The 26553-nt window shown below is 37.9% G+C and carries 26 protein-coding genes; 14 read left to right on the top strand and 12 right to left on the bottom strand.

Going from position 1 to position 26553, the window contains the following annotated elements:
- Window positions 1-59 precede the first annotated feature (59 nt).
- The 3 genes from QUE03_RS08760 to QUE03_RS08750 all read right to left on the bottom strand — a co-directional run bounded on the left by QUE03_RS08760 (window position 60) and on the right by QUE03_RS08750 (window position 1960).
- Window positions 60-485, bottom strand: coding sequence for a VF530 family protein (locus QUE03_RS08760; protein WP_286267171.1), 426 nt, complete (start codon window positions 483-485; stop codon window positions 60-62).
- 170 nt (window positions 486-655) lie between these two features.
- A complete protein-coding gene (locus QUE03_RS08755) occupies window positions 656-1732 on the bottom strand; it encodes an AI-2E family transporter (protein ID WP_286267169.1) in 1077 nt (358 codons plus the stop codon).
- A gap of 6 nt (window positions 1733-1738) precedes the next feature.
- Window positions 1739-1960, bottom strand: a complete 222-nt coding sequence (locus tag QUE03_RS08750; RefSeq protein WP_286267167.1) for a sulfurtransferase TusA family protein — start codon at window positions 1958-1960, stop codon at window positions 1739-1741.
- 107 nt (window positions 1961-2067) lie between these two features.
- Here QUE03_RS08750 and QUE03_RS08745 point away from each other — a divergent pair, with 107 nt between their 5' ends.
- From QUE03_RS08745 to QUE03_RS08720, 6 genes are all read left to right on the top strand, one after another.
- Window positions 2068-2667 carry a hypothetical protein gene (locus QUE03_RS08745; RefSeq protein ID WP_286267165.1) on the top strand — a complete coding sequence of 200 codons (600 nt, stop codon included), beginning with the start codon at window positions 2068-2070 and terminating at the stop codon, window positions 2665-2667.
- Between the two features lie 45 nt (window positions 2668-2712).
- The gene (bepA, locus tag QUE03_RS08740) at window positions 2713-4164 is read left to right on the top strand and encodes a beta-barrel assembly-enhancing protease (protein ID WP_286267163.1); all 1452 of its coding nucleotides are present in this window, start codon (window positions 2713-2715) and stop codon (window positions 4162-4164) included.
- 17 nt (window positions 4165-4181) lie between these two features.
- Window positions 4182-4520, top strand: coding sequence for an arsenate reductase (glutaredoxin) (gene arsC, locus QUE03_RS08735; RefSeq protein WP_286267161.1), 339 nt, complete (start codon window positions 4182-4184; stop codon window positions 4518-4520).
- Between the two features lie 8 nt (window positions 4521-4528).
- On the top strand, window positions 4529-4981 hold the full coding sequence (locus tag QUE03_RS08730) for a DUF2069 domain-containing protein (RefSeq protein ID WP_286267158.1): 453 nt from the start codon (window positions 4529-4531) through the stop codon (window positions 4979-4981).
- Between the two features lie 29 nt (window positions 4982-5010).
- A complete protein-coding gene (locus QUE03_RS08725; RefSeq protein ID WP_286267156.1) occupies window positions 5011-6897 on the top strand; it encodes a hypothetical protein in 1887 nt (628 codons plus the stop codon).
- Between the two features lie 186 nt (window positions 6898-7083).
- Window positions 7084-8253, top strand: coding sequence for a hypothetical protein (locus tag QUE03_RS08720; RefSeq protein WP_286267154.1), 1170 nt, complete (start codon window positions 7084-7086; stop codon window positions 8251-8253).
- Window positions 8254-8613: 360 nt separating this feature from the next.
- Here QUE03_RS08720 and QUE03_RS08715 read toward each other — a convergent pair whose 3' ends face one another.
- Window positions 8614-9507, bottom strand: a complete 894-nt coding sequence (locus tag QUE03_RS08715) for a LysR family transcriptional regulator (protein ID WP_286267150.1) — start codon at window positions 9505-9507, stop codon at window positions 8614-8616.
- Between the two features lie 138 nt (window positions 9508-9645).
- On the opposite strand from QUE03_RS08715, the gene QUE03_RS08710 reads away from it, so the two are divergent.
- Complete coding sequence (locus QUE03_RS08710; RefSeq protein WP_286267148.1) at window positions 9646-10662, top strand: XdhC family protein; 1017 nt, start codon at window positions 9646-9648, stop codon at window positions 10660-10662.
- 31 nt (window positions 10663-10693) lie between these two features.
- On the opposite strand, the gene QUE03_RS08705 is transcribed toward QUE03_RS08710, so the two are convergent.
- The 6 genes from QUE03_RS08705 to QUE03_RS08680 all read right to left on the bottom strand — a co-directional run bounded on the left by QUE03_RS08705 (window position 10694) and on the right by QUE03_RS08680 (window position 16483).
- Complete coding sequence (locus QUE03_RS08705; protein ID WP_286267147.1) at window positions 10694-12895, bottom strand: xanthine dehydrogenase family protein molybdopterin-binding subunit; 2202 nt, start codon at window positions 12893-12895, stop codon at window positions 10694-10696.
- Window positions 12888-13349, bottom strand: coding sequence for a (2Fe-2S)-binding protein (locus QUE03_RS08700; RefSeq protein ID WP_286267144.1), 462 nt, complete (start codon window positions 13347-13349; stop codon window positions 12888-12890). The genes QUE03_RS08705 and QUE03_RS08700 overlap by 8 nt, the downstream gene beginning before the upstream one ends.
- Before the next feature lie 233 nt (window positions 13350-13582).
- Window positions 13583-14032 (bottom strand): DoxX family protein, encoded by a 450-nt coding sequence (locus QUE03_RS08695; RefSeq protein ID WP_286267142.1) that lies wholly within the window; start codon window positions 14030-14032, stop codon window positions 13583-13585.
- 15 nt (window positions 14033-14047) lie between these two features.
- Window positions 14048-14527, bottom strand: coding sequence for a luciferase domain-containing protein (locus QUE03_RS08690; protein ID WP_286267141.1), 480 nt, complete (start codon window positions 14525-14527; stop codon window positions 14048-14050).
- A gap of 31 nt (window positions 14528-14558) precedes the next feature.
- Entirely contained in the window at window positions 14559-15794 is a 1236-nt protein-coding gene (locus QUE03_RS08685) for a multidrug effflux MFS transporter (protein ID WP_286267139.1), read from the bottom strand.
- Between the two features lie 89 nt (window positions 15795-15883).
- Complete coding sequence (locus QUE03_RS08680; protein WP_286267137.1) at window positions 15884-16483, bottom strand: short chain dehydrogenase; 600 nt, start codon at window positions 16481-16483, stop codon at window positions 15884-15886.
- Window positions 16484-17021: 538 nt separating this feature from the next.
- On the opposite strand from QUE03_RS08680, the gene QUE03_RS08675 reads away from it, so the two are divergent.
- The 6 genes from QUE03_RS08675 (at window position 17022) to QUE03_RS08650 (ending at window position 23174) form a co-directional block, all read left to right on the top strand.
- Window positions 17022-17801: a substrate-binding periplasmic protein gene (locus QUE03_RS08675; RefSeq protein ID WP_286267135.1), complete on the top strand. Its 780-nt coding sequence runs from the start codon at window positions 17022-17024 to the stop codon at window positions 17799-17801.
- Between the two features lie 87 nt (window positions 17802-17888).
- Window positions 17889-18782, top strand: coding sequence for a LysR family transcriptional regulator (locus QUE03_RS08670; RefSeq protein WP_286267133.1), 894 nt, complete (start codon window positions 17889-17891; stop codon window positions 18780-18782).
- Window positions 18783-19037: 255 nt separating this feature from the next.
- Window positions 19038-19925 (top strand): LysR family transcriptional regulator, encoded by an 888-nt coding sequence (locus QUE03_RS08665; protein ID WP_286267131.1) that lies wholly within the window; start codon window positions 19038-19040, stop codon window positions 19923-19925.
- Window positions 19926-20065: 140 nt separating this feature from the next.
- Window positions 20066-20467 carry a MoaF-related domain-containing protein gene (locus QUE03_RS08660; RefSeq protein WP_286267130.1) on the top strand — a complete coding sequence of 134 codons (402 nt, stop codon included), beginning with the start codon at window positions 20066-20068 and terminating at the stop codon, window positions 20465-20467.
- A gap of 10 nt (window positions 20468-20477) precedes the next feature.
- A complete protein-coding gene (locus QUE03_RS08655; protein WP_286267128.1) occupies window positions 20478-21305 on the top strand; it encodes a DODA-type extradiol aromatic ring-opening family dioxygenase in 828 nt (275 codons plus the stop codon).
- 522 nt (window positions 21306-21827) lie between these two features.
- The gene (locus QUE03_RS08650) at window positions 21828-23174 is read left to right on the top strand and encodes a serine hydrolase domain-containing protein (RefSeq protein WP_286267126.1); all 1347 of its coding nucleotides are present in this window, start codon (window positions 21828-21830) and stop codon (window positions 23172-23174) included.
- A gap of 293 nt (window positions 23175-23467) precedes the next feature.
- On the opposite strand, the gene hda is transcribed toward QUE03_RS08650, so the two are convergent.
- Window positions 23468-24178: a DnaA regulatory inactivator Hda gene (gene hda, locus QUE03_RS08645; protein ID WP_286267124.1), complete on the bottom strand. Its 711-nt coding sequence runs from the start codon at window positions 24176-24178 to the stop codon at window positions 23468-23470.
- Window positions 24178-25371, bottom strand: coding sequence for a DUF2066 domain-containing protein (locus QUE03_RS08640; protein ID WP_286267122.1), 1194 nt, complete (start codon window positions 25369-25371; stop codon window positions 24178-24180). Before QUE03_RS08640 ends, hda begins: the two co-directional genes overlap by 1 nt.
- A 132-nt stretch (window positions 25372-25503) precedes the next feature.
- Here QUE03_RS08640 and purM point away from each other — a divergent pair, with 132 nt between their 5' ends.
- Window positions 25504-26550: a phosphoribosylformylglycinamidine cyclo-ligase gene (gene purM, locus QUE03_RS08635; protein WP_286267119.1), complete on the top strand. Its 1047-nt coding sequence runs from the start codon at window positions 25504-25506 to the stop codon at window positions 26548-26550.
- Window positions 26551-26553: the final 3 nt, after the last annotated feature.

Raw genomic sequence — 26553 nt, 5'->3', positions numbered from 1 at the left:
TCTTTTAAATTCTTCTATTCGATAATTGAGCTCTGTTCAATTTTCATAAGCATCACATATTATTTGTAATTGGCCCAAGGATCAGATGAAGATTTTGACGATGATTTGCTAGCTCTTTCTCTGGTTTTTTCTGCCCTTTTCAACCGCAATCGCTCAGCATCTTCTAAGCTTAGCTCTTTCGGTGCCCCTGTTTTTTGATGGGCCGGAACTACTCTATCGCGTGGAGGTAGTTCAAACTGCTTATCATCGGCTTTGGGCAAGCTTTTATACTGGTACATATAAAACGCTTCCACTTTGTCTTTCGCCCATTGTGTTTTTTTCAAAAACTTAATGCTTGATGGAATGCTTGGGTTGGTTTTAAAGCAATTTAAATTCAAATACGCATACAAAATTTCAAAACCATAATGATCTACTAATTCTTGTAATACTTGCTCCAGTTTGACGCCATGAAGCGGGTTGTTTTCGTAGATATTATCTGAATTCATGAATTACCTTTAAAATGTGCATAGAGTGAAGAATTGACACTAGAATTATAAATAAGGGTTTATTAATTTGATAGTTTTACTTAAAGAAAGTCTGGCTCCTAAATACATTATTAACGAGAAGTAACACTAAAAGCGCCCAAGGCGCTTTTTATAAATGGGTGATGACCTAATTATTTTTCTTCGATAAACTCTTGTGGCTGGCTTGTCTTTGGCCAAGCGTTTAAAACCGCTTTGACCAACGTTGCCAATGGTATGGCGAAAAACACCCCCCAAAATCCCCATAAACCACCAAACAAGATTACTGCAACGATAATAGTCACAGGGTGTAAGTTAACGGCTTCGGAAAATAAAATAGGTACTAGCAAATTGCCGTCTAAGGCTTGGATGATGCCATAGGCGATCATTACAGTGCCAAACTCTGGGCTAATACCCCATTGGAAAAAAGCAACCAACATAACCGGCAATGTCACTAGCGTAGCACCAACATAGGGCACCAATACCGACAAGCCAACTAAAACACCAAGTAATACTGTATAGCGCAAGTCGAGCAACGCGAAGGTTATCATCGACACACCGCCAATGATTAAAATCTCTATGAGTTTACCACGAATATAATTTAATATTTGACGATTCATTTCGTCGCTAACTTCTGTAGCCATCTTTCTATTTTGTGGCAGAAAATTGGTAAATTCATTCAGTAGTGTTTTTTTATCTTTCAAGAAGAAGAAAACCATAATTGGTACTAAAATCAAATAAATAATTAAGGCAACCAAGTTGGAAATAGAGTTGAGTGATACTTGTAAAATAACCTCCCCCCACTCTATAAATTTATCCCTAGTGGCTGAAATAATGGTTTCAATTTGGCTTGCTTGAATAATCTCAGGATACTTTTCTGGTAATGCCAACAAATAGATTTTCACTTCCGAGATCATCGTTGGCAATTCTTGTAATAAGTTACTTCCCTGCTGCCATACTAACGGCATTAAGCCCAATAAGGTGACCAATGAAAAACCAACAAAAGCACTAACCACAATGGTCACACTCATAGTTCTAGAGAGCCCCAAGGCTTTAAGTCGATTAACCGGTAAGTCCAGTAGAAATGCAATAGCCAGTGCGACAAACACAGGCATTAATAGATCACTAAAGAAATAAACAAACAAAAAGGATGAAACTAAAATCACCAACAATGTGACTGCTTGTGGATCTGAAAACTTTCGGGTGTACCACTCCGAAAAAAACCTAACCATGAATAATTACCTATTATAAATATGTAGTTCGACTACATTGTTGCTTAGCTGTTTAGTGGTGAAAGGGTATTGTTGTTTATACAATAACTTCGGAATATCACTTTTTGAACCACTGTCCGCCAAGCGAATGATACAACTGTCTTTTGCCGCCATCTTTTTTAAAACAACCCTAAGTTTGACTAAAGGCAAGGGACATTTATCTAAAGTAGCATCATATTCGTAAATCATTTTAAAATTTTTAAACAACACTTTAGTTTAATTATCTAATTTGCGACAATCGAATACAATGATTGAATTTCCATTTATCCAAAAAACTGAGTTTAAACTAGCAATTTATGAATTCACTACCTGAAAACCCAAGTTTAAAAGAAATTAATGCCTATAAAAAAAAGCTTACTTGGGGAGAGTCATCAACGCTTTATCAGATGGCTACCAGCTCGGCTAGTGAACTGGATGAACTACTTACTCACGGCTTTGATAGCGGCTATAAATCAATATTAAATAAAAACAATTGGAACTTAAAAAAGCTAGATGGTTCTATAGATGAGTTTGGGCGTATAGATGTTAAATTTAAGCCAAGAGTTGTATTAAGACACATTTATAATGAAATGGGCTACGAATTACATTGTTATCCCTACATTGACGGTGAAATAGCGCTGTTGCCTATGATTGACTCACCTCATTGCCCGTTTATTAAGTGGCACCCTGAATCAATGCGAAGGTTATTTCGCGTTAGCAGCTTGCCCAATTTTGCTATTCAAACAGTCCAAAAAGGCGATGAAGCAGATTTTGCCTTAATTAAGCATATTTACGTACGTGTTCAAGAACTTCTAGAGCTACTCAAAGTTCATTTTGATGTCATAGAAATAAGAGGCTATAACATCGCTGAATTTTTCAAAGAGGTTAACAAAAAGCACAGAAACCCAAGTTTGTAGAGAAAATCAATTGCTCTACGAACATAAATTTGAATGGAATTACCCTTGTTTAAGATTAAACCTTTAGTATTAAGTTGTGCATTTGCTTTGATGACCACCAGCGCGATTGTTCCAGCTCAAGATAGCTCTAAGAACGACTTGCCAGAAATTGGAGCCGCTGGCTCAAGCATACTTTCTATCGACAAAGAGCGCATAGTCGGTGATGCAATGATGAGACAATTAAGAGCTTCTCAGCCGCTGATTAATGATCCTGTTTTAGATGAATACATGAATCATTTAGGTAATTTACTCGTTCAAAATGCCCAAGACGTGAACTATAAATTTGAGTTTTTTGTGATTGATAATAAAGAGCTTAACGCGTTCGCCTTTTTTGGCGGTCACGTGGGGGTTCATTCAGGTCTGATCACTACAGCATCGACAGAAAGCGAGCTAGCATCAGTATTAGCCCACGAGGTCTCTCATGTGACTCAACGCCACTTAGCGCGTAGACTAGAAGCACAAAGTAGATCACAACCAATGACCATGGCCACCATGTTAGGTGGTGTTTTACTTGCTTTAGTAAACCCAACAGTGGGAATGGCGACATTAAGCGCATCAATGGCAGCATCACAGCAAGCAGGTATTAACTATACCCGAGGCAATGAAAAAGAAGCGGATCGTGTTGGTATTCAATTGCTTGCCAACAGTAATTTCGACCCCATGGGCGCGCCTGATTTTTTCAATAAAATGTCTGAAAAATATCGCTACAGCACAAAGCTGCCAGCTATGCTGTTAACTCACCCATTACCAGACTCGCGAATCACTGATGCAAGGCTGAGAGCGCAGAATTATCCGAACAGAAATATTGCGCCAAGCCTTGATTTTGAACTAAGCAAATCACGAATAAAATCACGTTATCAAGGAAACGCAACGGATAATATAGCTTATTATGAAGATTTGATTAAAAAACAAAAATACACGCTTAAAGTAGCCGCTCAATACGGCCTTGCATTGTCTTATTTTGAAAATAAAGAATCTCAAAAGGCGCTTTCAATACTTACTGCTCTGCATAAAGACGACCCAAACAACTTGTTTTTCGTGGACGCCCTATCTGACGTTTATATTTCTTTGAAGCAGTTTGAACCCGCATTAAAAATGCTCTCAGACTTAAACTTGCTGATGCCTAAAAACCAAGTGGTGGCACTTAATTACGCCAATGTATTGCAAGAAGCAGGTCAATTAGAAGCTTCATCAGAAGTATTACAAGACTTTTTGGTCATACAACCTGGCCACTTCATAGCCTATGATTTATTAACCACTATTTATCGAAAACTTGATAAAAAAGCGATGATGCATTTATCTAAGGCAGAAGTATATGCGCTATTAGGCGCCTATCCTCGCGCTATCGATGAAATGCAAACAGGCTATACTTTTACCGAAGACAAATTGTTGCAAAAACGCATTAAAGCGCGAATATTACAATTTAAAGATCAACAAGAAAAACTGAAACGTTTATAAACCAAGAAAAGAGTATTATGTTAACGATATACCACAACCCAAGATGTTCAAAAAGCCGTCAAACACTTCAACTGATCGAAGAAGCAGGAAAAGAGGTAAGAATTGTTGAGTACCTTAAAACACCACTTGATGAGCAAACAATCAATGCATTATTGGCTCAATTGGGAGTCAGCCCAATTGAAATGATGCGTACCAAGGAAGTCGAGTTTAAGGAACAAAATCTAAAAGGGGTAAGCGACGAGCAGCTTATTTCTGCGATGGTAACTACCCCTAAACTTATTGAGCGTCCAATTGTCACCAACAATGACAAAGCTATCATCGGCCGTCCGCCAGAAAATGTTAACGTCTTTTTATGAGTCATAACGTGAACGAACAATTAGAAAAGGCTCAGCCTTTTGCAACCAGTACCTATCGAAGAATTGCCAAAATAGGCTATTTCGGCTTACTTATTCTCATGCCACTGTGGTTGTTTGTTATTAACCCCGGTTCATTAAGTCCGCTTTTATCTTTTGGGCTGTTTATTTTGCCCTTACTATTGCCGATGAGAGGCATAATCCTTGGCAAACCTTATACCTATGCTTGGGCTAATTTCGTCGTGCTGATTTACTTTTTACATAGTTTGACCACCCTTTGGGTCAACCCAGAAGAAACATTTTTAGCGTCACTTGAGTTTGTGTTGTCAGCACTGATGTTTTTTGGTGCGACCTATTACGCGAAATTTAGAGGCAAAGAGTTAGGTCTTGGTATTAAGAAGCTCTCGGTAGAACTTGCTGAAGAAAAGAGCAAAATGTCAGCAGGGAGTAAAACTAGCCATTAAAAACAATAAGTCAAAATTTAGAGGGAAATATGGATTTTAAACTGAAACAATTTGCATTATGTGCTGCTATTGCACTACAGGGCTGTGGCGGTGGTGGTGGCTCTAGCGATACCAACACGCCAATTGTTACCGATCCTGATTCCCTAGAAATTTTGGTGAACGAACAAACCGTTTTACGTAAACAATCTACAGATTTATTGCTTTATTTTCCCCAACAAACTGTGAGTGATATTAAATGGCAACAAGTTTCAGGGCCTAATGTAGAGCTATTTGCCGCCAACAGTAAAGTCATTTCGTTTGTCCCTGATGTGGCAGGCGATTATAGCTTTCAAGCCAGCTTTAATCTAAATGGACAAAACCAAAATTTAACGAAAACCATCACCGTCAATGAAGAAGAAAATCAGATTACCGCACGTTTAGGGCATGCAGTGGTTGAACAAAATAAAGTCTCGCTTAGAGTCGAATTAGCCGATGATATAGATTTAGACAGCGTCAGCTGGACTCAATTATCTGGCCCCAGTCTTAGCTTTTCTGACAGTGACGATCCCGCGGTTGTATATTTCAATGCCCCAAGTGTCGAAAGCGATCAAATTATAGAATTCGACGTTAGCGCTCGTGATAACGGCGACAACACATATTCCGACAAGATAAGTGTCTTGATTGAAGACAAACCGACCATTCAATCCAACGCCTATTTTGATGACGCATTAGCAAAGGTAGCCCCATTCAATAGCAACAGTAAATATGCTGACGTTATAGTTGATTGCGTCTATTCAAATACCTTAACCAGCTCATGTCAGTTGGATAGGCTACCTTTAATTGCACAAGACACGCTATCACCCACTGTTGAAGACATTATGGATCGCGTGGTGGTTTCTCATCCATGGATGGGGGACAGATTTAGAGACTTTATCGAACAGCAAGACCCACATGGAGACTTCAAACGCCTTCTTAGGGCAACTACGGCAATTGTCATCTCTTATGATATTCGTCCTGCATTTTACTGGGCTGCCACTGGCGCTATATATTTAGACCCTGAATTCTTATGGTTGACACCTAGTGAACGAGACACAATAAATGAAGCCCCTGATTATCGTTCAGGGTTTGGAGAAGAATTACAGTTTGAAATGATTTGGCGTTATGTCAAAAACAATGACTATGCCAGTGCAAATTATCCGTGGGATGTCCGCGTTGAGCGTTCATCAGCCGACACCCTGTATGATTTGGGTTATCTGCTTTATCATGAATTAGCGCATGCCAATGATTTTTTTCCCAGCTCACGTTGGTCGAGCCTATCCACGAGTAAACGCATTTTAGATGAAGCAGTTGAACACAGTACACAATCAGATATTTTAGATGTCACTCACCCGCTCGCGAGTCAAATCATGAAAGATTTGGCGCAAGTTCGGTATGCAGGAGAAGACGCAACCACGCAGCAGAAGTCGTATTTACCCGTAGATATTGAATTACTTTTTGAACCTGATGGTGCGGTGTATTTTTATAGCTATCGTTCAATACGTGAAGACTTTGCGATGTTGTTTGAAGAGCTTATGATGCAATCTCGTTATGGTATTTCTCGTGATATCGCGATCACAAATAACCCTGCGTCGGGTGCTTCTTCACAAGATTTTATCGTACATTGGGGACAACGCGGTCGTATTGAAGAGTCGCAAATATATGACCGAGTGTTATTTGCTACAGAGCGTATTTTGCCAGAATTTGATGCGCACACAGCACTACAAAACTTGCCGCAAGTGATGCCATTACGACAAGGTGATGATTGGTTAGCCAACTTAACGTTAAACCAACGTAGTATGTTTAGTCTAGCTAAGCAAATGTTGCAGCAACAAGACAACAACATTCAACATAGCAGAAGGCAACATCAATATTATATTAAGCCCCTGCCGTCACATTAATCGAACAACTCCCTTTGGTTTAATTATCACCCATTAACCGTATAAAAATACGCCGCTTTTAAAAGTAATTAAAAGCGGCGTTCATTTATTCGCCGAATGACAAAAATTGCGCTTGCACTGCACTGTGTAATCAGTATTATGCGCCCCTCATTTTTGATTACTCATTCTGGATACCGACTTCGTTTTATGAGAGCATTTTTAACTTCCCCAAATGCAATGTCGCTAAGCGATACTGAGCAAACCCTTTATCAAAACTCTCTAATTTTTATTGCCGAACTCAGCTTAAACTTGATGGCCGTAAAAGTAGAAAACTGCCCAACCGATTTTCTTTCCTGGTGTAAGGAATTGCACCACATTTGTACGCACAAGGTAAATCAAGAGTTATTGGAACCTGAGCAATTTAAACCACTCAAAAAACTAACAGAATTGCTAGTATCAGGCATTAGCATTAGCCAGTTAAAACTCGCTCGCGTATTACCTTGGCCAGTATTTGCTAAATACATTCATGATAATGCAAGCATTCAAGCACTAGACGAACGTTTAGCGTTGTTGAGCTATGTCGACGAAATCAAAAATACTGCAATGAATGAATTAAGCTCAGAGGATGTTTTGGTCCTTGCTGGAAAACACACTGCGCAGCATGACCCAAGTATATATAAGTTCGATACTGAATGGTTTGGAGCAACTAAAGGCGCGAAGGTATTTCTACATTTACTTGCTGATTTCCCAGAAGAATTTGGGCAAGCGCTTCAACATATTCCTGTTGAAGGCAATGTTGACTACAGCCACTATCAAGCTTTTGTAAACGCGTACAAAACAATATTCTCATTACACGCTAATGGCGAAAAAATTCCACTATTCCCTGCGACTCGATTATTGTCGATGCGTCGCCCTGATCAATTCATTGTGGTCACTAACAGCAAGCTAGACGTGCTATCCAAAGGCTTAGGTATTGTTAAACTCAATAACCAAAGTTTTGATGACTATTGGCACGAACTTATTGTTACTCTTCGTCATTGTCCATGGTGGAAAGCAGCTGCACCAGACGATGCTCAAGAGTTAGCACTTTGGCATAAGCGCGCTATTTTGACTGATTTATTCTTATTCGCGGACGATACTCTTGCTCAAGGCTCTAATTACATCAAACTCAGAGACAAGCCTAAACGCACTTCAAGTGGTCAAACGCGAACAATAAAGCGCACCAAAGCCTCGGCAGAAGAGCTAGTGAATAAAGCGCTTGCTCAAGACGATATCCCAAAATACTTACTCAATATGCGCAGTACCATCATAAAAAGTGTCCAAGACGGTAAAACAGTAGAACAAGCGATTACGTTAATGCGCAACATTTTCGGGTAAATAGATAATCAAGAACGGTTAGCCAATAGTTAAGAATTGGCTAACTCTCCTTATATAGATAGTCAGAAACTATCAGAATTGTAGAATGAGGTTTTCTTGGCCGTAACCAAATTTTGAAGTATTCAAGGTCTGCTATTAGCGATCAGCGGACCTTCAAAACCTCATTTTTAATTAATAATATATATCTCGCTTTGGGGCACAAACCGAGATAGATTTTATGTTTATTTGTCCCCTCGTAAGCAAATTGTCTGATTAGAGTCAAGAGTTCCACGATAATTGGCTATTTAGCATGCCTCAAGACTTAAAATAGACACTTGAATAAATATATCTGTTTATTTTTCGAAACGACTAAATTAATGCTCATCTCTCATCTTTTTTAAATATGTAATCAATAAGCGACTTAATAACTGAGTTATGCTGGAGGTGATACGGATAAACAATTGAAACAGGGGATGGCTCAAATTCAAAATCTCTAAGAATTGGAATAACCATTCCTGAATTTAATTGATCATGCATTAAAAAGGTAGGTAAAAATGCTATCCCATGTCCTTCTGCTGCAAGTTTAGCCGCAGATACACCATCATTGACCTCCATAAATGGTTTTAATTGGATATGTTTTTTGATGCCATTTTCATTATAACGCCAACGATATGGCTCTTGGTTTGACGTATCTAATATGCACCTATGTTGTGACAAATCTTTTGGGTGTTTGGGTACACCATGGCTATCTATATACTGAGGGGAAGCAACATAATGTATGTGTGTGGAGCCGTAACTTTTGGCAATTAGATTAGAGTCTGAAAGAGTACCAATTCTAACACTTATATCGACACCCTCTTCGACCATATTCACAAATCTATTTACAAATACCCATGAAATATTTATTTGTGGGTTTAATTTAACAAATTCACTGGCGCGTTTAAAAATACCTAAAGACTCTGAATCTACTGGCGCTGATATTCGAATTTTTCCTGAAATTTTGTTGTTACGACTTTTTGAAATATTCTCTAGTTCTTCCACTTTTGCTAATATTTCATTAAAGCGTTTTAAGTAAAATTCACCTTCTGCAGTTATATGCATTGCTCGGGTTGTTCTGTTTAATAATTGTGCCGAGAAATGCTGTTCAATATCGCTAATCTGTTTACTAATTGCAGAAGTTACTATACTCAGCTCTTTCGATGCTTTACTAAAGCTTCCGCACTCAACAACAACAGTAAAAGTTTTCATTGCTTTTAGTAAGTCTATTTTTCTCATATTTCGAATAGTCTTTTCAAATTATTGATATATAACAGTTATATATTAAAAGTTAGTATACATGAATTAATAGTTAGCCAATAATAATTAGCTAACTATTAACTACTTAATAAATATAACAAGATGGAAGTGAATAGTGTGAACAATCATATAGTTCATTTATTAGATAAATGGTTTCCTGATAAAGACAACTTTCAATGGGTGTTAGGTACAATATATTCAACGGAAGGCTCCTCATATCGTAAAGCTGGATCTCACATGTTGTTTAATGATTTTGGTGGGAAGCTAGGTTTATTGAGTGGAGGGTGTTTAGAATCTGATTTGCATAGAAAAGCAAATCAGGCGTTAATTGAAAATAAAGCACTTAAAATTTGTTACGACACATCAAGTGAGTTTGATAACGGATTTAATTCAGGTTTAGGTTGTGGCGGAATCGTAAATATTCTTTTACAACCGGTAAATATAAATAACAACTACCTTAACCTTGAGAGTATTTACCGTTCTCTAAAAGTGAACATACCCGTTATTTATAGGCAAAAAATCCCAACTGGATCTATATGTGAAGTTGAAACGGGTTATGCTCCTGCACCTTTATTATCTATAATAAATAAGAACGCTGCGAGTATTGAAATTGTAGGAGGTGAAAGCTGGTTAATTTCAAGTTTTGCTCCGCCACCTTTACTATTGGTAATAGGAGGAGGTATTGATGCTAGGCCTCTAGTAACAATTGCTTCTCAATTGGGTTGGCAGGTAATAGTAGCGGACCCCAGACCAACAAATGCAAGGCTTGAGCACTTTCCATCTTCACAAAAAATAGTGAAGTGCAAAATAAATGAATTACAAAATGAACCTTGGCTAAAGTATGTTGATGCTGCAATAGTTATGTCTCATAACGTAGAAATGGATGCAAAAGCATTAAGAGTCTTATCAGGAATAGCGTTAGAATATTGTGCATTATTAGGCCCCTCTCATAGACAGGATATAGTGTTAAGAGAGGCAAATATTTCAAAAGCAGATTTAGCATTTAAACTAGCTGGCCCTGCAGGTTTAGACATTGGTGCTGAATTACCAGAAAGTATCGCTCTATCTATACTAGCAGAATGCCACGCTGCCATTTTTAATGGCAATGCTAAATCATTAAGTCAAATACTTTAATGTGGATCTAATGATTTAAATTGACCATTGTCTACGCCAATGACTGTGATTTAACAGGAAGAGAACGGATCCTTTTTCCTCTTGCGGCAAAAATAGCATTAGTTAACGCTGGTGCTAAAGGTGGCATAGCAGATTCTCCGGTACCTGCTGGTGGTGTATCACTTGGCACTAGGATAGTTTCCACTTTAGGCATTTCACTTAGGTTTAATAATTGGTAATCATGGAAGTTACTTTGTTGTACCTGACCGTCTTCAAAGGTGATATTTCCTTTTAGTGCAGCGGTTAAACCGAAGACAATCGCACTTTGAGCCATAGCTTCTACTTGTGCAGGGTTGACTACTGTTCCGCAGTCCATTGCACAATAAACCTTATGAATATGCAACTGTCCTGAGTCGCTTACTGAAACTTCAACAACTTCAGCAGCATGGGTTGTCCACTCTAGGGTTCTACCAGTGTAGGGGTGATATGCAATACCTTGGTATCGACCTTTAGGTAATGGCTTTCCCCAATCAGCAGCTTTTGCGACTGCATCTAAAACAGCTAATCCTCGCTTATTGTTTTTCATTAAATTACGTCTAAAAAGATAAGGATCTTTATTGGCTGCATGAGCCATTTCATCAAGAAAACTTTCTAGAAAGAATGCGTTAGGACCTCGGCCAATAGAGCGCATCCAACCTAGTGGGATATAAGCGTTAACGTCGACGATATCAACAGATAAATCATTGAATTCATATGGCATGTCAGCGATGCCTTCAACGGAACTTTCGTCAACACCATTGACAATAGCATCAGGCATTATTTGCGAAAATAGTGATTGAGCCGCTATTTTTATTTTTAATCCAGAAGGGTTTCCGTGATTATCTATACCGGCTGTTAATTTAGCACTATAGGCTTGACGATAATTATCCTGCCTCATATCTTCTTCGCGAGACCATATTAATTTTACGGGTTTACCAACTGCTTTTGATGCAAGGGCTGCTTGCACAACAAATTCAGGAGTTGCACGTCGACCAAAACCACCGCCAAGAAATGTTGTATTAATTTCAATTGCTGGGTAAGGAAGCTTTAATGTTTCAGACATTGCCCAATGAGTATATGACTGGTTTTGAATAGGAGCCCAAATGATTGCCTTGCCATTTTTAACACTAACTGTTGCGGTCATAGGCTCCATAGTTGCGTGAGCTAAATAAGGTACTTCATATTCTGCTTCTATTTGAGTCCTTGCTGTAGAAAGCGCCTTAGTAGCATTTCCGTCTGCTCGAGCAGGTACACCTGGTTGTGTTAAGGCTTGTGCATATTGTTTTTTTAAGCTGCTAGTTGATACGCCTTTGTTATAACCTTTATCTACTTCCAGTTTTAAAGCATCAGCCGCTTTCTTGGCATTCCAGTAACCGTCAGCAACAACAATTATCGTATCAGGTACACTAAAAGTATGATTTAGTGGCACATGTACTAACGCTTTTACACCACGCATTTTAATAACTTCGGCTTCATTGTAGCTAATTATTTTACCGTTTAAGGTTGGTGAAGCCTTAGCTGTGGCGTAGAGCATGTTTGGAACAACGACATCAATGCCAAATTCAGCGGTACCGTTAGTTTTTGCCTTGGTATCAAGCCGATGCATTGGTTTTCCAATAAACTTGAATTCAGCACTGGTTTTTAGTTTAGGTTCCTTTGGTAAAGGTAGCTTGGATGCAGCCGTAGCTAACTCCCCATAGGTTAACGTTTTATTTGAATTTTTCAGTTTTATGTAGCCAGATTCAGCATAACATTGTGATTCATCAACAGACCAATGATTAGCAGCAGCTTGCAATAATACATGCTTAGCTGCTGCACCTGATTTACGTAACGGCAGATAAAATGTTGATGTACTTAAGCTACCTCCTACAAATTGAGCGACGTAGCCATTAAGATCTGTTTTGTATTTTTCTTCGCCGTAAGCTGTTTCAACACTTATTTGTTGCCAATCGAGATCGAGTTCATCAGCAAGTATTTGCGGTAAGCCTGTATAAACACCTTGTCCCATTTCTGATTGGCTGAGATAAATTGTTGCGGTATTATCTGGAGAAATTAATAGCCAAGGCGTAAGTTTTGCGATGTTTTTTTCATCAGCAGCTAAGGCATTTCCTGCTAGCGGAATGTTTATGGCTACTGCAAGCCCAATAGCTGATTTAGCACTGTGGCTAAGGAATTTACGACGGCTTAATTGAATGTTTTTAATGGAATTACTCATTTTCCGCTCCTATGCTTTTAGCTAAATGTATTGCTTCACGAATTCGCTGATATGTACCACAGCGGCATAGGTTAGTTATTGCATTGCTTATTTCCTCATCAGTAGCATGAGGTTTATCATTTAATAGCGAGGTAGCAGCCATTATCATGCCTGACTGGCAATAGCCGCATTGAGGAACATCAACTTCTTGCCATGCTTTTTGTACTGGGTGAGATGCGTCTTTAGATAACCCCTCAATGGTAGTTATCTCTTGCTCATTAACGGCTGCAACAGGTAATACACATGAACGAACTACACTGCCGTTTAAATGTAAAGAACAAGCACCACACAAGCCCGCTCCGCAGCCAAATTTTGTGCCAGTTAAACCAATTTTTTCACGTATCACCCAAAGTAAAGGAGTGGTGGGATCTTCATTAAATGATACATCCGTATCATTAACTTTAAATTTTATCATTATTCTTTCCTTTACGATGGTTTAACAATATCTGTTAAATCTAACCATAGTTAATTAACGGATATTACTTTGTTGTTCTTTAATTACATAAATAATAGGCTTCATAGCGGCGTTGATAAATACGATTGTTGTGTAAAGTCTTTTCACTTTTTTAGAAAAGTAGTGTTCTAGTTTAGAATAAATAATGTATGTCTAAGTGCAAAAGGCATACACTATTGATTAATTATAGTTATTTAATGTCTATAACATGGTAGTTTGCGAGCTAGATAGCTATCGATTGAAAATCGACCAGCACCTTGAATGACCAGTGTCAATGAGCTAATCATCAATATTAACGCATATTCGTAGCCACCATTCATTGCAAAGAAGCCTTTCTCTAAGTGTGTGAAAATTGCAATAAGCATTGTAAAGGCTGTAAGTAGTGCTGCCGGACGAGTTGCTATACCTAATAACAAGGCTATCCCGCCAAAAAACTCAGCTGAACCCGCTAATACGGCTAAGAGGTAACTTGGTTCAAAGCCTATGCTTGCAAGCCACTGACTTGTCGCTTCTAATCCATAGCCACCAAACCATCCAAACAATTTTTGAGCTCCATGGGCAATGAAAACAATACCTATAAATAGACGCAATAGTAAGGAGCCGGTGTTGTCATTTGTTGCTAATATTCGGTTGATAATATTCATGGCGAATTCTCTTGTTTAAACTGTTAATGTATTTGTTGCATATTGGTATGATCTAGTAATAATTTTTTTTATTACTTCAAGTTCCTGCTCATCTCTTGGTGAAAATACCATGACTAATCCAGTAGGACGTCGGCCCCATTGGACAAGTAAATGATCTTCACCCCAGCCTTTTATTATTACCTCTAATGCATCTTTTTCCGGCAATGTTAAATGCATACTGCCTTGATCTGGCGCGGGGTGGATATGGGCAAACTCTTCGCCGATCATTAAGGCTTCGTGATTACATTTGTCACAATTAGTTAATATCATTGCTCGTGCACCAGGCACCGAGATACGACTGTGCTCTTCTTTCACATCAGTTAATGTAAATGCCCAATCAGCCATAGTGTTAGCCAGCTCAACAGTACCATGTTGATTAAGCTGACTGTGTGGGAATAGATCGGTTGTTGTAGGCTTGTTGCCTTTTCTTGAAGGTAGAATCCAGTTTGAGGTCATGTGATATCTCCGTGGTAATGTTTATGTAGTTTTAATGACTAAATTTGAGTTTGCTTACAGAAGTAAACTTTATGCTTAAACAAATTATTAAGGATAAGGTTGCCACAATTAAAAAGCTGATAGCTAACGGAACAATACTGCCGTCATACATATTGCCGATAGTAATACCTATACTGGTGGAAATAAGTGTTTGTATTGACGATATAGTTGATGATGCTGTCCCTGCTATATGACCTAGCGGCTTCATGGCTAGTGCATTGAAATTCCCAAATAAAATGCCAAAGCAGAAAAATACAATAGCAAGGTAAGCCAGTGCTGAGTAAAAGCTTGGGTTGTTTACTACTGATTGCGAGTAAGTAAAAAAAATACCTGAAGTGATGATTAGTACCGTAAGCGATGAAATACAGAGGTGTTCCATGCTAAATTTCGATAAAAGTTTGGCGTTTAATAGCGAAGATAAACCAACAGCTAGTGAAAGTAAGCCAAAAACGAAAGCAAATGAATCGCCCAGCTTGTACTCTACTTGAAGTAAAGGCTGTGACGTTGCTAAATAGCCAATAAAGCTCCCAAAAACTAATGCTGAAGCCATCATATAGGCTAATGTCGTTGATGTTGTAACGGTTTCAACAATACCTTTATAAATTGTTTTTAGAGAAAATTGAATTCGCGATTCAAGCCTTAAAGTTTCAGGTATACGGATATGCAATAAAAATACCCCCAACAATGAAACAGCCATCACAAATACAAAAATTGCTTGCCAGTTAGCAATAAAGAGAATGAGCTGGCCAATCGAAGGAGCTAAAGCTGGCACAACAATAAAAATTGCCGATATTAACGACATAATTTTTGCCATCTCTTGACCTTCAAACTTATCTCTAATAAGTGCCATTGAAACAACACGACAAGAAGCTGCGCCAAAGCCCTGTATTAGCCGCCCAATAAGCATAGTGTTAAAATCTGTAGCAACCAATGAAACAATGCTACCAATAAGAAAAATGGAGAGCCCTAGGTAAATTGTCTTTTTTCTACCGTAGGCATCGGATAGCGGTCCATAGATCATCAGGCCAAAGGCCATACCAATAAAAATGGTTGATAATAATAGCTGGGTCTGATGCGAAGCATCTGATTCAAGTCCTAGATCCACGCCTATTAGGGAAAGTGCAGGTAATATAGCGTCAATAGAAAGCGCGACTAATGACATTAACATGGCCATTATGGCAACAAATTCGACTTTGTTAGTTGGTGTGTGTTTTTGTGTAAATGTCATTAGGTACCTCGAATTTAAAATTAGAGCTAGAAAATACATATTTGCCCCCTAGACGGTAGCTAGGAAACAAATATGCATTCGATTAAATGTTAAACGTATTCAGGAGCATCTAACGTTTCACCCGTCATCGAGCCTGTAACGGCAGCAACGTAGGCTTTTGCTGTGTCATCAGCTGATAAACCACCTTCCGTATCCATGCCCATCATTGCCATTGTTTCTTTAACAAAAATTGGCGATACAGTATTGATACGCACATTGTCTAACTCTAAAGCGGCGGCTTTTACATAACTTTCTAAAGCGCCATTTGCCATAGCAATAACAGCACTGCCTTGCATAGGTTCACGAGATAAAATGCCAGAAGTGAAGGTCACAGAGCCATTATCATTTAAGTAGTTTTGTCCTAAACGCAGTAAGTTAACTTGTCCCATTAACTTGTTAGCTAATGCTAGTTCATAATCGGCATCGCTTAGTTCAGCTAATGGAGCAAAGTTTGCCAGCCCAGCTGTTGAAACTATGGCGTCAACTTTTCCCACGTTATCAAGCATTGCTTGAATAGAAGTTTTATTGCCAAGGTCAACATTTACATCACCACCAGAGTAGTTGGCCGCGATCACTTGATGTTCATTCGATAATGCTTTAGCTACTGCTTGACCAATTGTACCGCTTGCTCCAATAAGTAAAATTTTCATTTTTGTCTCCAAGGTTTAGTTTATTTATTAAGCTTGAGGTCATTATATTTAAGTGTTTTAATTGGATAAATAACTCAAAAAAGAAATCATTGTTCTCTTATTGAGAAAGGTGGTTTATGGAAAGAAATAACTAACTGAGTATGTGCCAGCTGCATTATTTGTTGTTTGCGTAATAGGGAACTTCATGATTAACCTAATTACACATATGTCTATCAAAGTATTACTAATTAAATTTTAACGGTTCCTTTATTTATCTTAACGTTGGAAAACAAAATCTTTATCCGCTACATCTTTAGTAACCTTTTTGAAGAAAGTATTGAACAAAACTTATTACTAAGCCAGCTGATGAAAGTGACTTCATGTATCAAATTTCAATTAAATGCACTTATAGAATTTTCAGTAGTACAGATCAATTTCTATGTTGGATATGAATAACGGCTAAATAAATTCAGTATCAAAGGGTGAATGAAAGAGCATTAACTTATTAGTGAAATATTACCTTTAATAACAAGAGGTTATTTCTATTTGGAATTTTGTGGTGAATATTATCAAACAATTATCTTCTATTTTTAAGTCAAAAGCTAAGCGGTGTATAATTATTCTAGGCTATCTGTTACTTGTTCATAATACACTGATATATGCAGAAGAAAGGAAAGAAGTAAAAGTTGCTACTATCAAATTTACTAATGTTGGAATGATTGAAAATGGCTACGTGAAGGGGTTGTTCTATGACATTGCAAATCTCATCATTATGGAAGCGGGTTATAGGCCAAATAACCATGTTGTTCCTTACTCAAGAGTGCTTAAATTATTGCAACATGGAGATATTGATTTTTCAATAATGTACTCTAATAAGGAGGTAGAAAGTTATGCGAAACAGTTGGTAAGTATTATGCATTTTGACAATATTATTGTTGGTTTGCCTGGGGTTAATTATCAACAATTAAATGACCTGGAAGGACAAGTAGTTATTAGTATCCGCAATGCAGTTTTTGGTGAAGAATTTAGTTCCAATGACAAGGTTAAAATTTATACAGTAGGAAATTATCAACAAGCATTACAGATGCTATTATCCAAGCGTGCTGACGCAATCATAGGGGCAAAAAATAGCATTTATTGGACACTAAATGATCTGGGTTTATCAAGAAACGTTTTGGGAAAACCGTTATTGGTTAATAGCAAGTCGGCGTATATTCAATTTTCATACTTATCTAAAAAGCCTGAGATAAAAGAAAAGTTGAAATTGGCAGCTGAAAAGCTAAAACATCAAGGCGTGTTTGAAGCTCTGAAACTTAAATATACTAACCAGAAAATGTGAACTAAAAAACACCATGTCAGTTACAATTAACTAACAAGAGCAATATTTTCATCGCAAAAACTCCCTTAAAAAGAACTTATTAATCTTATGAAGAGAAAAATAGATTTATTAAAAGCAATAACTACTTTTATCAAAGTGGCTGACAAAAAGAGCTTCACCGCCGTAGCTAGAGAATTAAATATTGTGACTTCCGCAATTAGCAGACAAGTTGCTGATTTGGAAAAACACTTTTCATGCCAGCTCTTATATCGAACAACAAGAGCTATGCATCTTACCGCTGAAGGTAAGCAATATTACAAAGAGTTTAAAGAGATAACTGAGAAAATTGAACATCTTGAAAATAAAGATGAAGGGTTAGATGGTTCTCTTAAAGGGCATATTACGGTTTCTGCTCCTCAAGGCTCAGAGTCATTGGGCTTTTTAGATGCCGCAAGCGAGTTTATGAAGAAGAATCCAGAGGTAACTGTGTCTTGGTTATTTGTTAATCGCTATGTCAACATGGTTGAAGAAGGAATTGATTTGAGTATTAGAATGGGTGAACTTGAAGACTCTAGCTATATTGCTAGGCGTTATAAATCAGTTGATATTAACTTTGTCGCAAGTCCTAGTTATATTAAAAAATATGATGAGCCAAAAAACCCAAATGATTTAACAAAACATTTATGCATAACAGACAGTTCTAATCGACATCCTAACAAATGGCGGTATTGTGAGAACAAGAAAGAAAAGTTTATAAAAATTACCAGTTATACAGATTCAAACAATGGTGAAACCGCAGCTCGACTCGCAGCAAATGGCAATGGCATTGCTTATTTACCATCATTTTTCACGCACAGCTACCTTTCAACAGGAGAGCTTGTTCCTGTGATGCAAGCTTATGAGTTTGAATCGCTACCTGCTTCTTTAGTTTATCCAGCAAACCTAATGATGAACAAAACACTTAAAGCTTTTGTACAATTTCTATTAAGTTATGAAGATTAAAATTAGCTCAATATGAATTGATATAGGGCTAATCAATAATAAGCGTTACTAAATATCGGCCACCTTTAAATGCGCCCTCTGTCGACGTGTATTCAAATGAATTAAAAGGTATGTTTGATTGAGTTGTTGTCATCATTAAGTCTCCAAAAAATAAATTTTTTCATTGTTGCGTTAAGTGCTTAATCAAGATAGAGCTTTACAAAATAAGAGACAATAACTACATTTGGATGATACTGTTACAAAAAATAATACAATATGTTTGACAAAATAACTGCTTTCATTGTATTTCGTGCCATCGTTAGAAATGGCAGCCTGACTTCTGCTGCAAAAGAACTCAATATGTCTAAGGCCTCTGTATCTAGATACCTGAGGTATTTAGAGAGTTGGTTAAAGTCAAAACTATTATTGCGCACTACTCGCTCATTAACCTTGACTCAAACAGGTGAGCAACTGTACGACCAGTGCCAAGAAGTCTTGGAAAAAATGGAGTTTATTGAAGACAAGCTGCCTAAGCTTGAAAAGAGCTTGATGGGGCGCTTAAAGGTGTCTTTACCAAGAGAAGTAAAACACCTTATTTTCTCTCATCTGCCTGATTTTCAGCAACAACATCCCGATCTGCATATTTTATTTGATTTCAGCGACAGGTATGTCGATTTATACAATGAGCCGTTTGATGTTGCTATTAGAGTGGGAACTTTACAGCCATCATCACTTTTTGCGAGAAAGCTTAGTCAATTTAACGATGCACTTGTTGCTGCCCCTTCATATCTTGCAGAGAATAAAACACTAACTACGCCACAAGATCTTGTTGATCACCGTTGTATTCTTGATATCCATCGTACTCCACCAGACTCATGGACTTTGATTGGCCCTGAAAGAGAGAAATTTGATATCCACGTTAAGGGTTTGTATACAGTAACTGATACTGAAGCGGTGCTAACCTTAGCAAGACAAGGTGCAGGGATCGCTAACATACCGGAATACATCGCTATTGAGGCTTGTACTGATGGTCGACTCGTACGTGTATTACCAGCCTATAAAGGGCAACAATACGATATTCATGTATTATTTGCCGAGCGACAGTTCATGCCTGAAAAAACCAGAGCGTTTGTCAATTTTTTAGTCACTGTTTTTAATAAGTAATACGAGATGATGTAAGATATTTCTAATTATTGTTCCATAATTTGAAACAGTTCTTTTCAAAAGTGATGATTGTTTGTTCATTCTGTAAGGCTAAACTGTACCTCGTCAAATCAACACTCTTACATAAACAAATAGGAACGATGATGAACAAATTATTTACTAAAATTTCAGTGATTCTTTTAGCTGCAATAAGCTTACTACCTTTCTCTTCGCTATCAATGGCACATGGTCATGATTTTTCATCTGTGACATATACATGGACTGAAGGCGCTTTTAAAGGTGGTAAATACAAACTTGATATTTTGGGAGAGAAAAAACTAAAGTGGGAAGGTCTAGCAGGACCAGAAAAGGATATGTCAGCTATCGAAGAAAAAGTTAGCATTATCAAGCTTGACGACAACCGTACATTAATCACTTGGCTTGAAGCTGTTGGTTATACAGTAACAGTTATTGTTAATACTAAATCAGGTGATGTTCACGGTGTAGTGTCTAACCAAAAAGAACATTATATGTTAGTTGGTAAAACTGACAAGCTTAAGTAAGGTATCAGTGATGCAACCTGTCTTGTTTTTATCTCATGACGACCCTTCACAGGTCGTCAACAAAGAGCACCCGAGTTATCAGTTTCTTAGCTCGTTATCGCCTCAACTATCAGCACCTAAGGCAATTGTCTGTATTTCAGCCCATTGGGAAACGAGCACACCTACCGTTAGTGGCGCGAGTAAATTAGAAACCATTCATGACTTTTATGGCTTTCCACCAGAATTTTATCAATTGAATTATGATGTTGATGGTAATCCGCCGCTAGCAAAACAGGTTGCCAAGTTGCTTAAAATCAAAGGTATTGATGCTAAAATGGATTTAAGGCGCGGTATAGACCATGGTGCTTGGTGTGTACTAAAACCGCTGTTTCCAGAAGCAAATATTCCAGTTATTCAGCTATCCGTTAATCCATTGGGGACAGCAAAAGAACATTTTGCTATTGGCAATGCTATTAAGTCATTGCGAGAACAAAATATACTAATTGTAGCCAGTGGTACTGCGACTCATAACTTATCAGCTTGGAAGCCGGGTATCGCAATGCAAAGCCCTGTTGAAGAGTATGTAACGAGCTTTAGGGATTGGTTGGTAAGTCATTTGAAAAGCAAAAACTTAACTAGCCTGCTTAATTACCTTGAAGAAGCCCCTTTTGTATTAAAAAACCACCCTAGCCAAGAGCATATTTTGCCACTATTTACTGCTTTAGGTGCGGTAAATGACGATGAAGCGGCACATCTGATTGATGATAGTTATATCTACGGCCATTTTTCTATGGCGAGCTTTGTCTGGGGACAAGATAATATTAGGTTAGTTAGGTTTGGCCATAAGTACTCAAGGTAAATTGAAAAATTTCTATGGGGCTACTCTTGCAGTTTTTTCGGCTATTACTTAGGAACTAGCTAAAACATAAAACCTATTAAAATCCTATGGTTGAAAATATTTTCTAAGTTAACTTATGTGTCGGGTTTTGTTTTTATATAAGTGTCAATTATCAATCATTTAATTATGCCAATAAAATCCCTGTTTTTTATTTAAAAACACACAATTGAGGTAACACTTCAATAATCTTTCTATGGCGTTTTGGGGGCGAAAGCGAGATAGATAAGAGCTTTAATAATATTGAATTACAAAGGTCCGTTTCTGGCACAAATACGAAGTTCGGCTAAGAGCAAGTTAGAGACGATTTAAAATGCTAACCAGTGATTTATGTCTGAATATTAACAATAAAAAAGACGTTAAATGAATTATATATTGTTAATACCTTGTCGTAGTTACTTACATTTACAAATACGTTGTTGTACTCACTTACACTTATAAATAAGTTATATTGTTGAGAATTTAATAAAAATAATAGGAACATGGATGATAAAACTAGCACTAGGTTTTCTAATTTTAGTAGCACAAATAACCACAACGCACGCAACAACCACTGATGATTATGATGCTGTATTAGCACGCTATATTGAAAAAACAGGCCCCGGTGTAGCAGTCATTGTTACGCAAAATGGTAAAACACTTTATAAGAGTGCGCGAGGGTTAGCGAATATAGAATTACAGGTGCCGTTAAATACCGACAGTATTTTTCGCTTAGGCTCCATCACTAAGCAATTTACAGGTGCTGCTATTATGATGTTAGCAGAGCAAGGAAAACTCTCTTTAGACGATAATATCCACAAATACGTGCCTGACTTTCCTACCGAAGGTAATGAAGTCACTATCAAGCATTTACTAACTCATACTTCTGGTATCGCCAATTACACAGAAGATGAAAATATTTGGAAAAATGAACTTCAAACGCCTACCACTATAGACAAAATGTTAGAGCGCTTTGCAAAGCACCCTATGGCCTTAAAAACGGGAGAAGCCAATCGTTACTCTAATACAGGGTATGTGCTTCTTGGTAAGATTATTGAGGTCGCCAGTAAAAAATCCTACCCTGAATTCATTGAGCAAGATATCTTTGCCAAATTAGGTATGACCAATAGTCATTACGGCGGGCATAAAATTATCCCTAACCGTGCAAGTGGTTATTCTGCATCTAAAAACGGTTACGTTAATGCTAATTATGTCGACATGATGTGGCCACATGCAGCCGGTTCTTTATTATCGACCGTTGATGATATGGATACTTGGTATAGTGCATTACGTAATGGCAAACTCATTTCAAAAGATAGTTATCAACAAATGATTTCGCCGACTCCATTAAACGATGGTAGCTTTGCGCAATACGGCTTTGGTCTTGGCTTATTCAAATTAAATAAATATGATGCAATAGGTCACGGCGGCGGTATTCATGGTTTTGTAACGAATGCTTTTTATCTCCCTGAAAAAGATCTTTATGTTGCCGTATTAAATAACTTTGACTCAGGGAATCCGGGTGACATCGCAAGAATGTTAGCGGCTGTAGCGCTTGAATTACCTGTGCCTAAATTTACAGAGGTTAAGTTAAGTAAAGATGCATTAACGCCAATGATGGGTGAGTATAAATTGCCGTCTGGCGATATAAGAAAAATATTTATGGAAGAAGGTAAAGTATATTCAGTGCGAGGTGAAGGTGATAAATGGCTGATTTTACCCATGTCTGATAACAGCTTCTTTTATGAACGAAGCTTAAGTTATTTTACTATTGATAAAAACGATAAAGGTGAGCAAGTCATGAACTTTTACAGTGGATTATCCACTGAGCCTCAGCCCGCGATTAAGCAATAATTTTTTAAATCACAATTCACATTATACAAGCTGAAATTCAATGACTAAAACCTAATAACCTTTGTTTAAATACAAAGGTTATTTTTCAACTGATTATCAAAATATATGCCTTTTACGCTAAGCCTACATAGCTCCTCTATACGTATGCCGCTTAACGAGGCGTAACCGAACTTCTGCTATTAGCATTGTGTCGTCTATTTGTGAATATTCAGTCCTGCTCTGCTGGTAGTGACATGCTAAATTTTCTGATGACTTTATGCATTTCTGATAATTGGTGGTGTTCCACATCAAAACTAGGTATTAAGTTCAGGCAATGCTTCTTTTATAAATGGGATAGTTATTTTTCGTTGGCTTTGAATCGATAAGGTATCTAGCTTGTCTAAACAGGCAATTAATGCTTTCATGTCACGGCTATAGCGGTTAAACAAAAAAGCTGTTGAGTCTTGTTGAATATTGATGCCTCTTTGCGCCGCTCTTTGTCTTAGCGCCGCCATTTTTTCTTCATCTGTTAAGGGCTTTACTTGTAACGTCAACCCCCACGACAATCGAGACACTAAGTCCGGCAAGGTCAATTGCAAGCCTGTCGCTATTTCGTTACCAGAAATAATAATCAATTTGCCCTGCTCTACCACACGATTATACAAGTCAAAAATGCCCTGTTGCCATTTGTGATCCTCTGCAATCAACTCAATATCATCAAAACAAATCACATCAATAGACTCTAAACCATCAAGTAATTCGATAGACAGGGTTGTTAACTCGCTCAACGACAAGCAGAGCGCCGTCAGTCCCTTTTCGTTTGCATAAGTTGCTGCGGCATTAAGTAAATGAGATTTACCAACACTGCTGTTACCAAAAAGGTAAAGGCTATTTACATCCCCTAAATCACGGTCGATAAAACGCTGGAGATCGACAACCGCATTGTTATTTGTGTCACCGTGATAACTCGTAAATGTTTCTTCATCATGTAACTGTACTGCTAGCGCAAGTTGCTTGTCCTGCATTACTTTCTCTCCCAGTAAAACACTGGAATATCATCAATACTCGGCACGTTCAATGGATCAATATATTGTTTTAATTGATTATTTAGTTCAAGTGACGCTAATAACACTTGTCTAGAGCCTAGTAATTTAAGTTTAATTCGGCGATTATCACCACTAACTTCGACCAACGTTGCCGCTTCCACCGAAGATAGATCATTTAGAAATCTCATTACCGCGACATAGTCTGACAAACCTGCAATATTAGCAACGTCTATAACGTACTCATTGTTTAGCCCTGTACTTAGCGCATAGCGCTGATAAATATTGTTTGAAACATCTGACAATACTTGAGCTAAAAGCACATTTTTATCTTCACCTTGATAGCTTTCACTGAACAGTTGATTTTGTGAAACTAGGCTCCAATCCATAACATATTGTGGGGCGACTTTTACTGGTTGTTCACACAAAACAACAGTGCAGTTTTCTTCTATCATTTTTTCTTCGTTACCACCTCCATCAAACTGGTCATCAGTATTATCTAGCAAACTACTATTTGAAGAGCGAATAATAAGTATGGCGTCACTCATATAACGTGATGACATTTGCTTGGTGGGCTCGGAAAATCGTCCCCAAAGATCACTAACACTTAACGTTAATGCATCATCCAAATCCATTAAGGGCAATGTTAGCGGCAGGCCTCGTACTTTAGAAAAAGATAATATTTGCTCGGGCATGCTCGATTCAGCACCTTCTGACAAGACATCTCGATTAAAACCGTCTTCTTCTATTAACCAAACCAGTATTTGCGGCCTTAACCGGCCCCAAATAGGTAATTTAGCTTGTTGAAACAGTTGATTAATTTTATCTTCATTAAAAGCAGCCACTAAGTACAGCGCTGTTTGAGCGCGGCCGGTCGTTTTGTTTGGTTTTAGTTTTCGATCATAATGAAACTGCGTAATATAATTATTGTAACGGTTAATTGCCGTTTTAACGCTAGGATTTAGTAATACACTCTCTTGCCCCCCTACTTTAAGGACAACAGCGCGCATCGCTTTTTTTAATGCGGCAACACGATCAGTTTTAGACTGGCTAGTGACGAGGACCTCAGACTGATATAAGTCATTAACTTCTACAGCAAAAGTCGGGCTACATATGATAAAACCGAGGAAAAAAGTAAGTAACTTCACTGTTTTGTCTAATTGAATCAATTTCATAACCTCGATCTTACCATAACAAAACAACATTTTTCATCGGATAAAAATAATTTCTGATAAAGATTTTAACCTAGCCCGCGCGCTGGTAGAATATGCCTTTTCAAAATCCCACAGTTAGTTTTGAGGTTTCAAGTGAGCGAACAAAAACAGTCCCTTAGCTATAAAGACGCCGGTGTAGACATTGATGCTGGTAATGATCTTGTAGAAAACATTAAAGGGGCAGTAAAACGTACTACCCGTCCTGAAGTCATGGGTGGCCTTGGTGGTTTTGGCTCTGTATGCCAATTACCAACCGGTTACAAAGAACCCGTATTAGTTGCTGGCACCGATGGTGTCGGTACAAAATTACGTTTAGCGATTGATTTAGAAAAACACGACACTGTGGGCATCGACTTAGTTGCTATGTGTGTTAATGACCTAATAGTACAAGGTGCCGAGCCATTATTCTTCCTTGATTATTACGCGACTGCTAAGCTAGACGTTGAGGTAGCATCATCTGTTGTTGCCGGTATTGCTGAAGGTTGTGTACGCTCTGCATGTGCTTTGGTTGGTGGTGAAACCGCTGAAATGCCAGGCATGTACCACAAAGGTGATTATGATATCGCCGGTTTTTGTGTAGGTGTTGCTGAAAAATCTCGACTTATCGATGGCACCAAAGTTAAAGCAGGCGATCAGCTTATTGCACTTGGCTCGTCAGGTCCTCACTCAAATGGCTATTCATTAATTCGTAAAGTGTTAGAAGTTAACAATACTGATACTAATGAATTATTGAACGGTAAATCGATTGGCGATCATTTACTTGAACCAACAAATATATACGTAAAGTCAGTGCTTGAACTACTTAAAGATGTAGATGTTCATGCGCTTTCTCATATTACCGGTGGTGGTTTCTGGGAAAACATTCCTCGCGTATTGCCTGAAAGTGCTCAAGCAGTAATTAATGAAGGTAGTTGGGAATGGCCACAAATTTTTAACTGGTTACAAGAAAAAGGCAATATCACAACACATGAAATGTATCGTACATTTAACTGTGGTGTGGGTATGATCATCGTTGTACCAAGTGATAAAGTTGAACAGAGTTTAGCTGTTTTAACCGCGCAAGGTGAAAATGCATGGCATATCGGTGAAATCAAAGATAAAGCTGCTGACGCCGAACAAGTTATCATCACCAAGGAATAAGTA

The organism is Thalassotalea atypica (assembly GCF_030295975.1).
Classification (GTDB): Bacteria; Pseudomonadota; Gammaproteobacteria; order Enterobacterales; family Alteromonadaceae; genus Thalassotalea_F; species Thalassotalea_F atypica.
The sequence above is the reverse complement of the archived record's forward strand: the minus strand, read 5'-3'. Positions and strand labels throughout refer to the sequence as shown.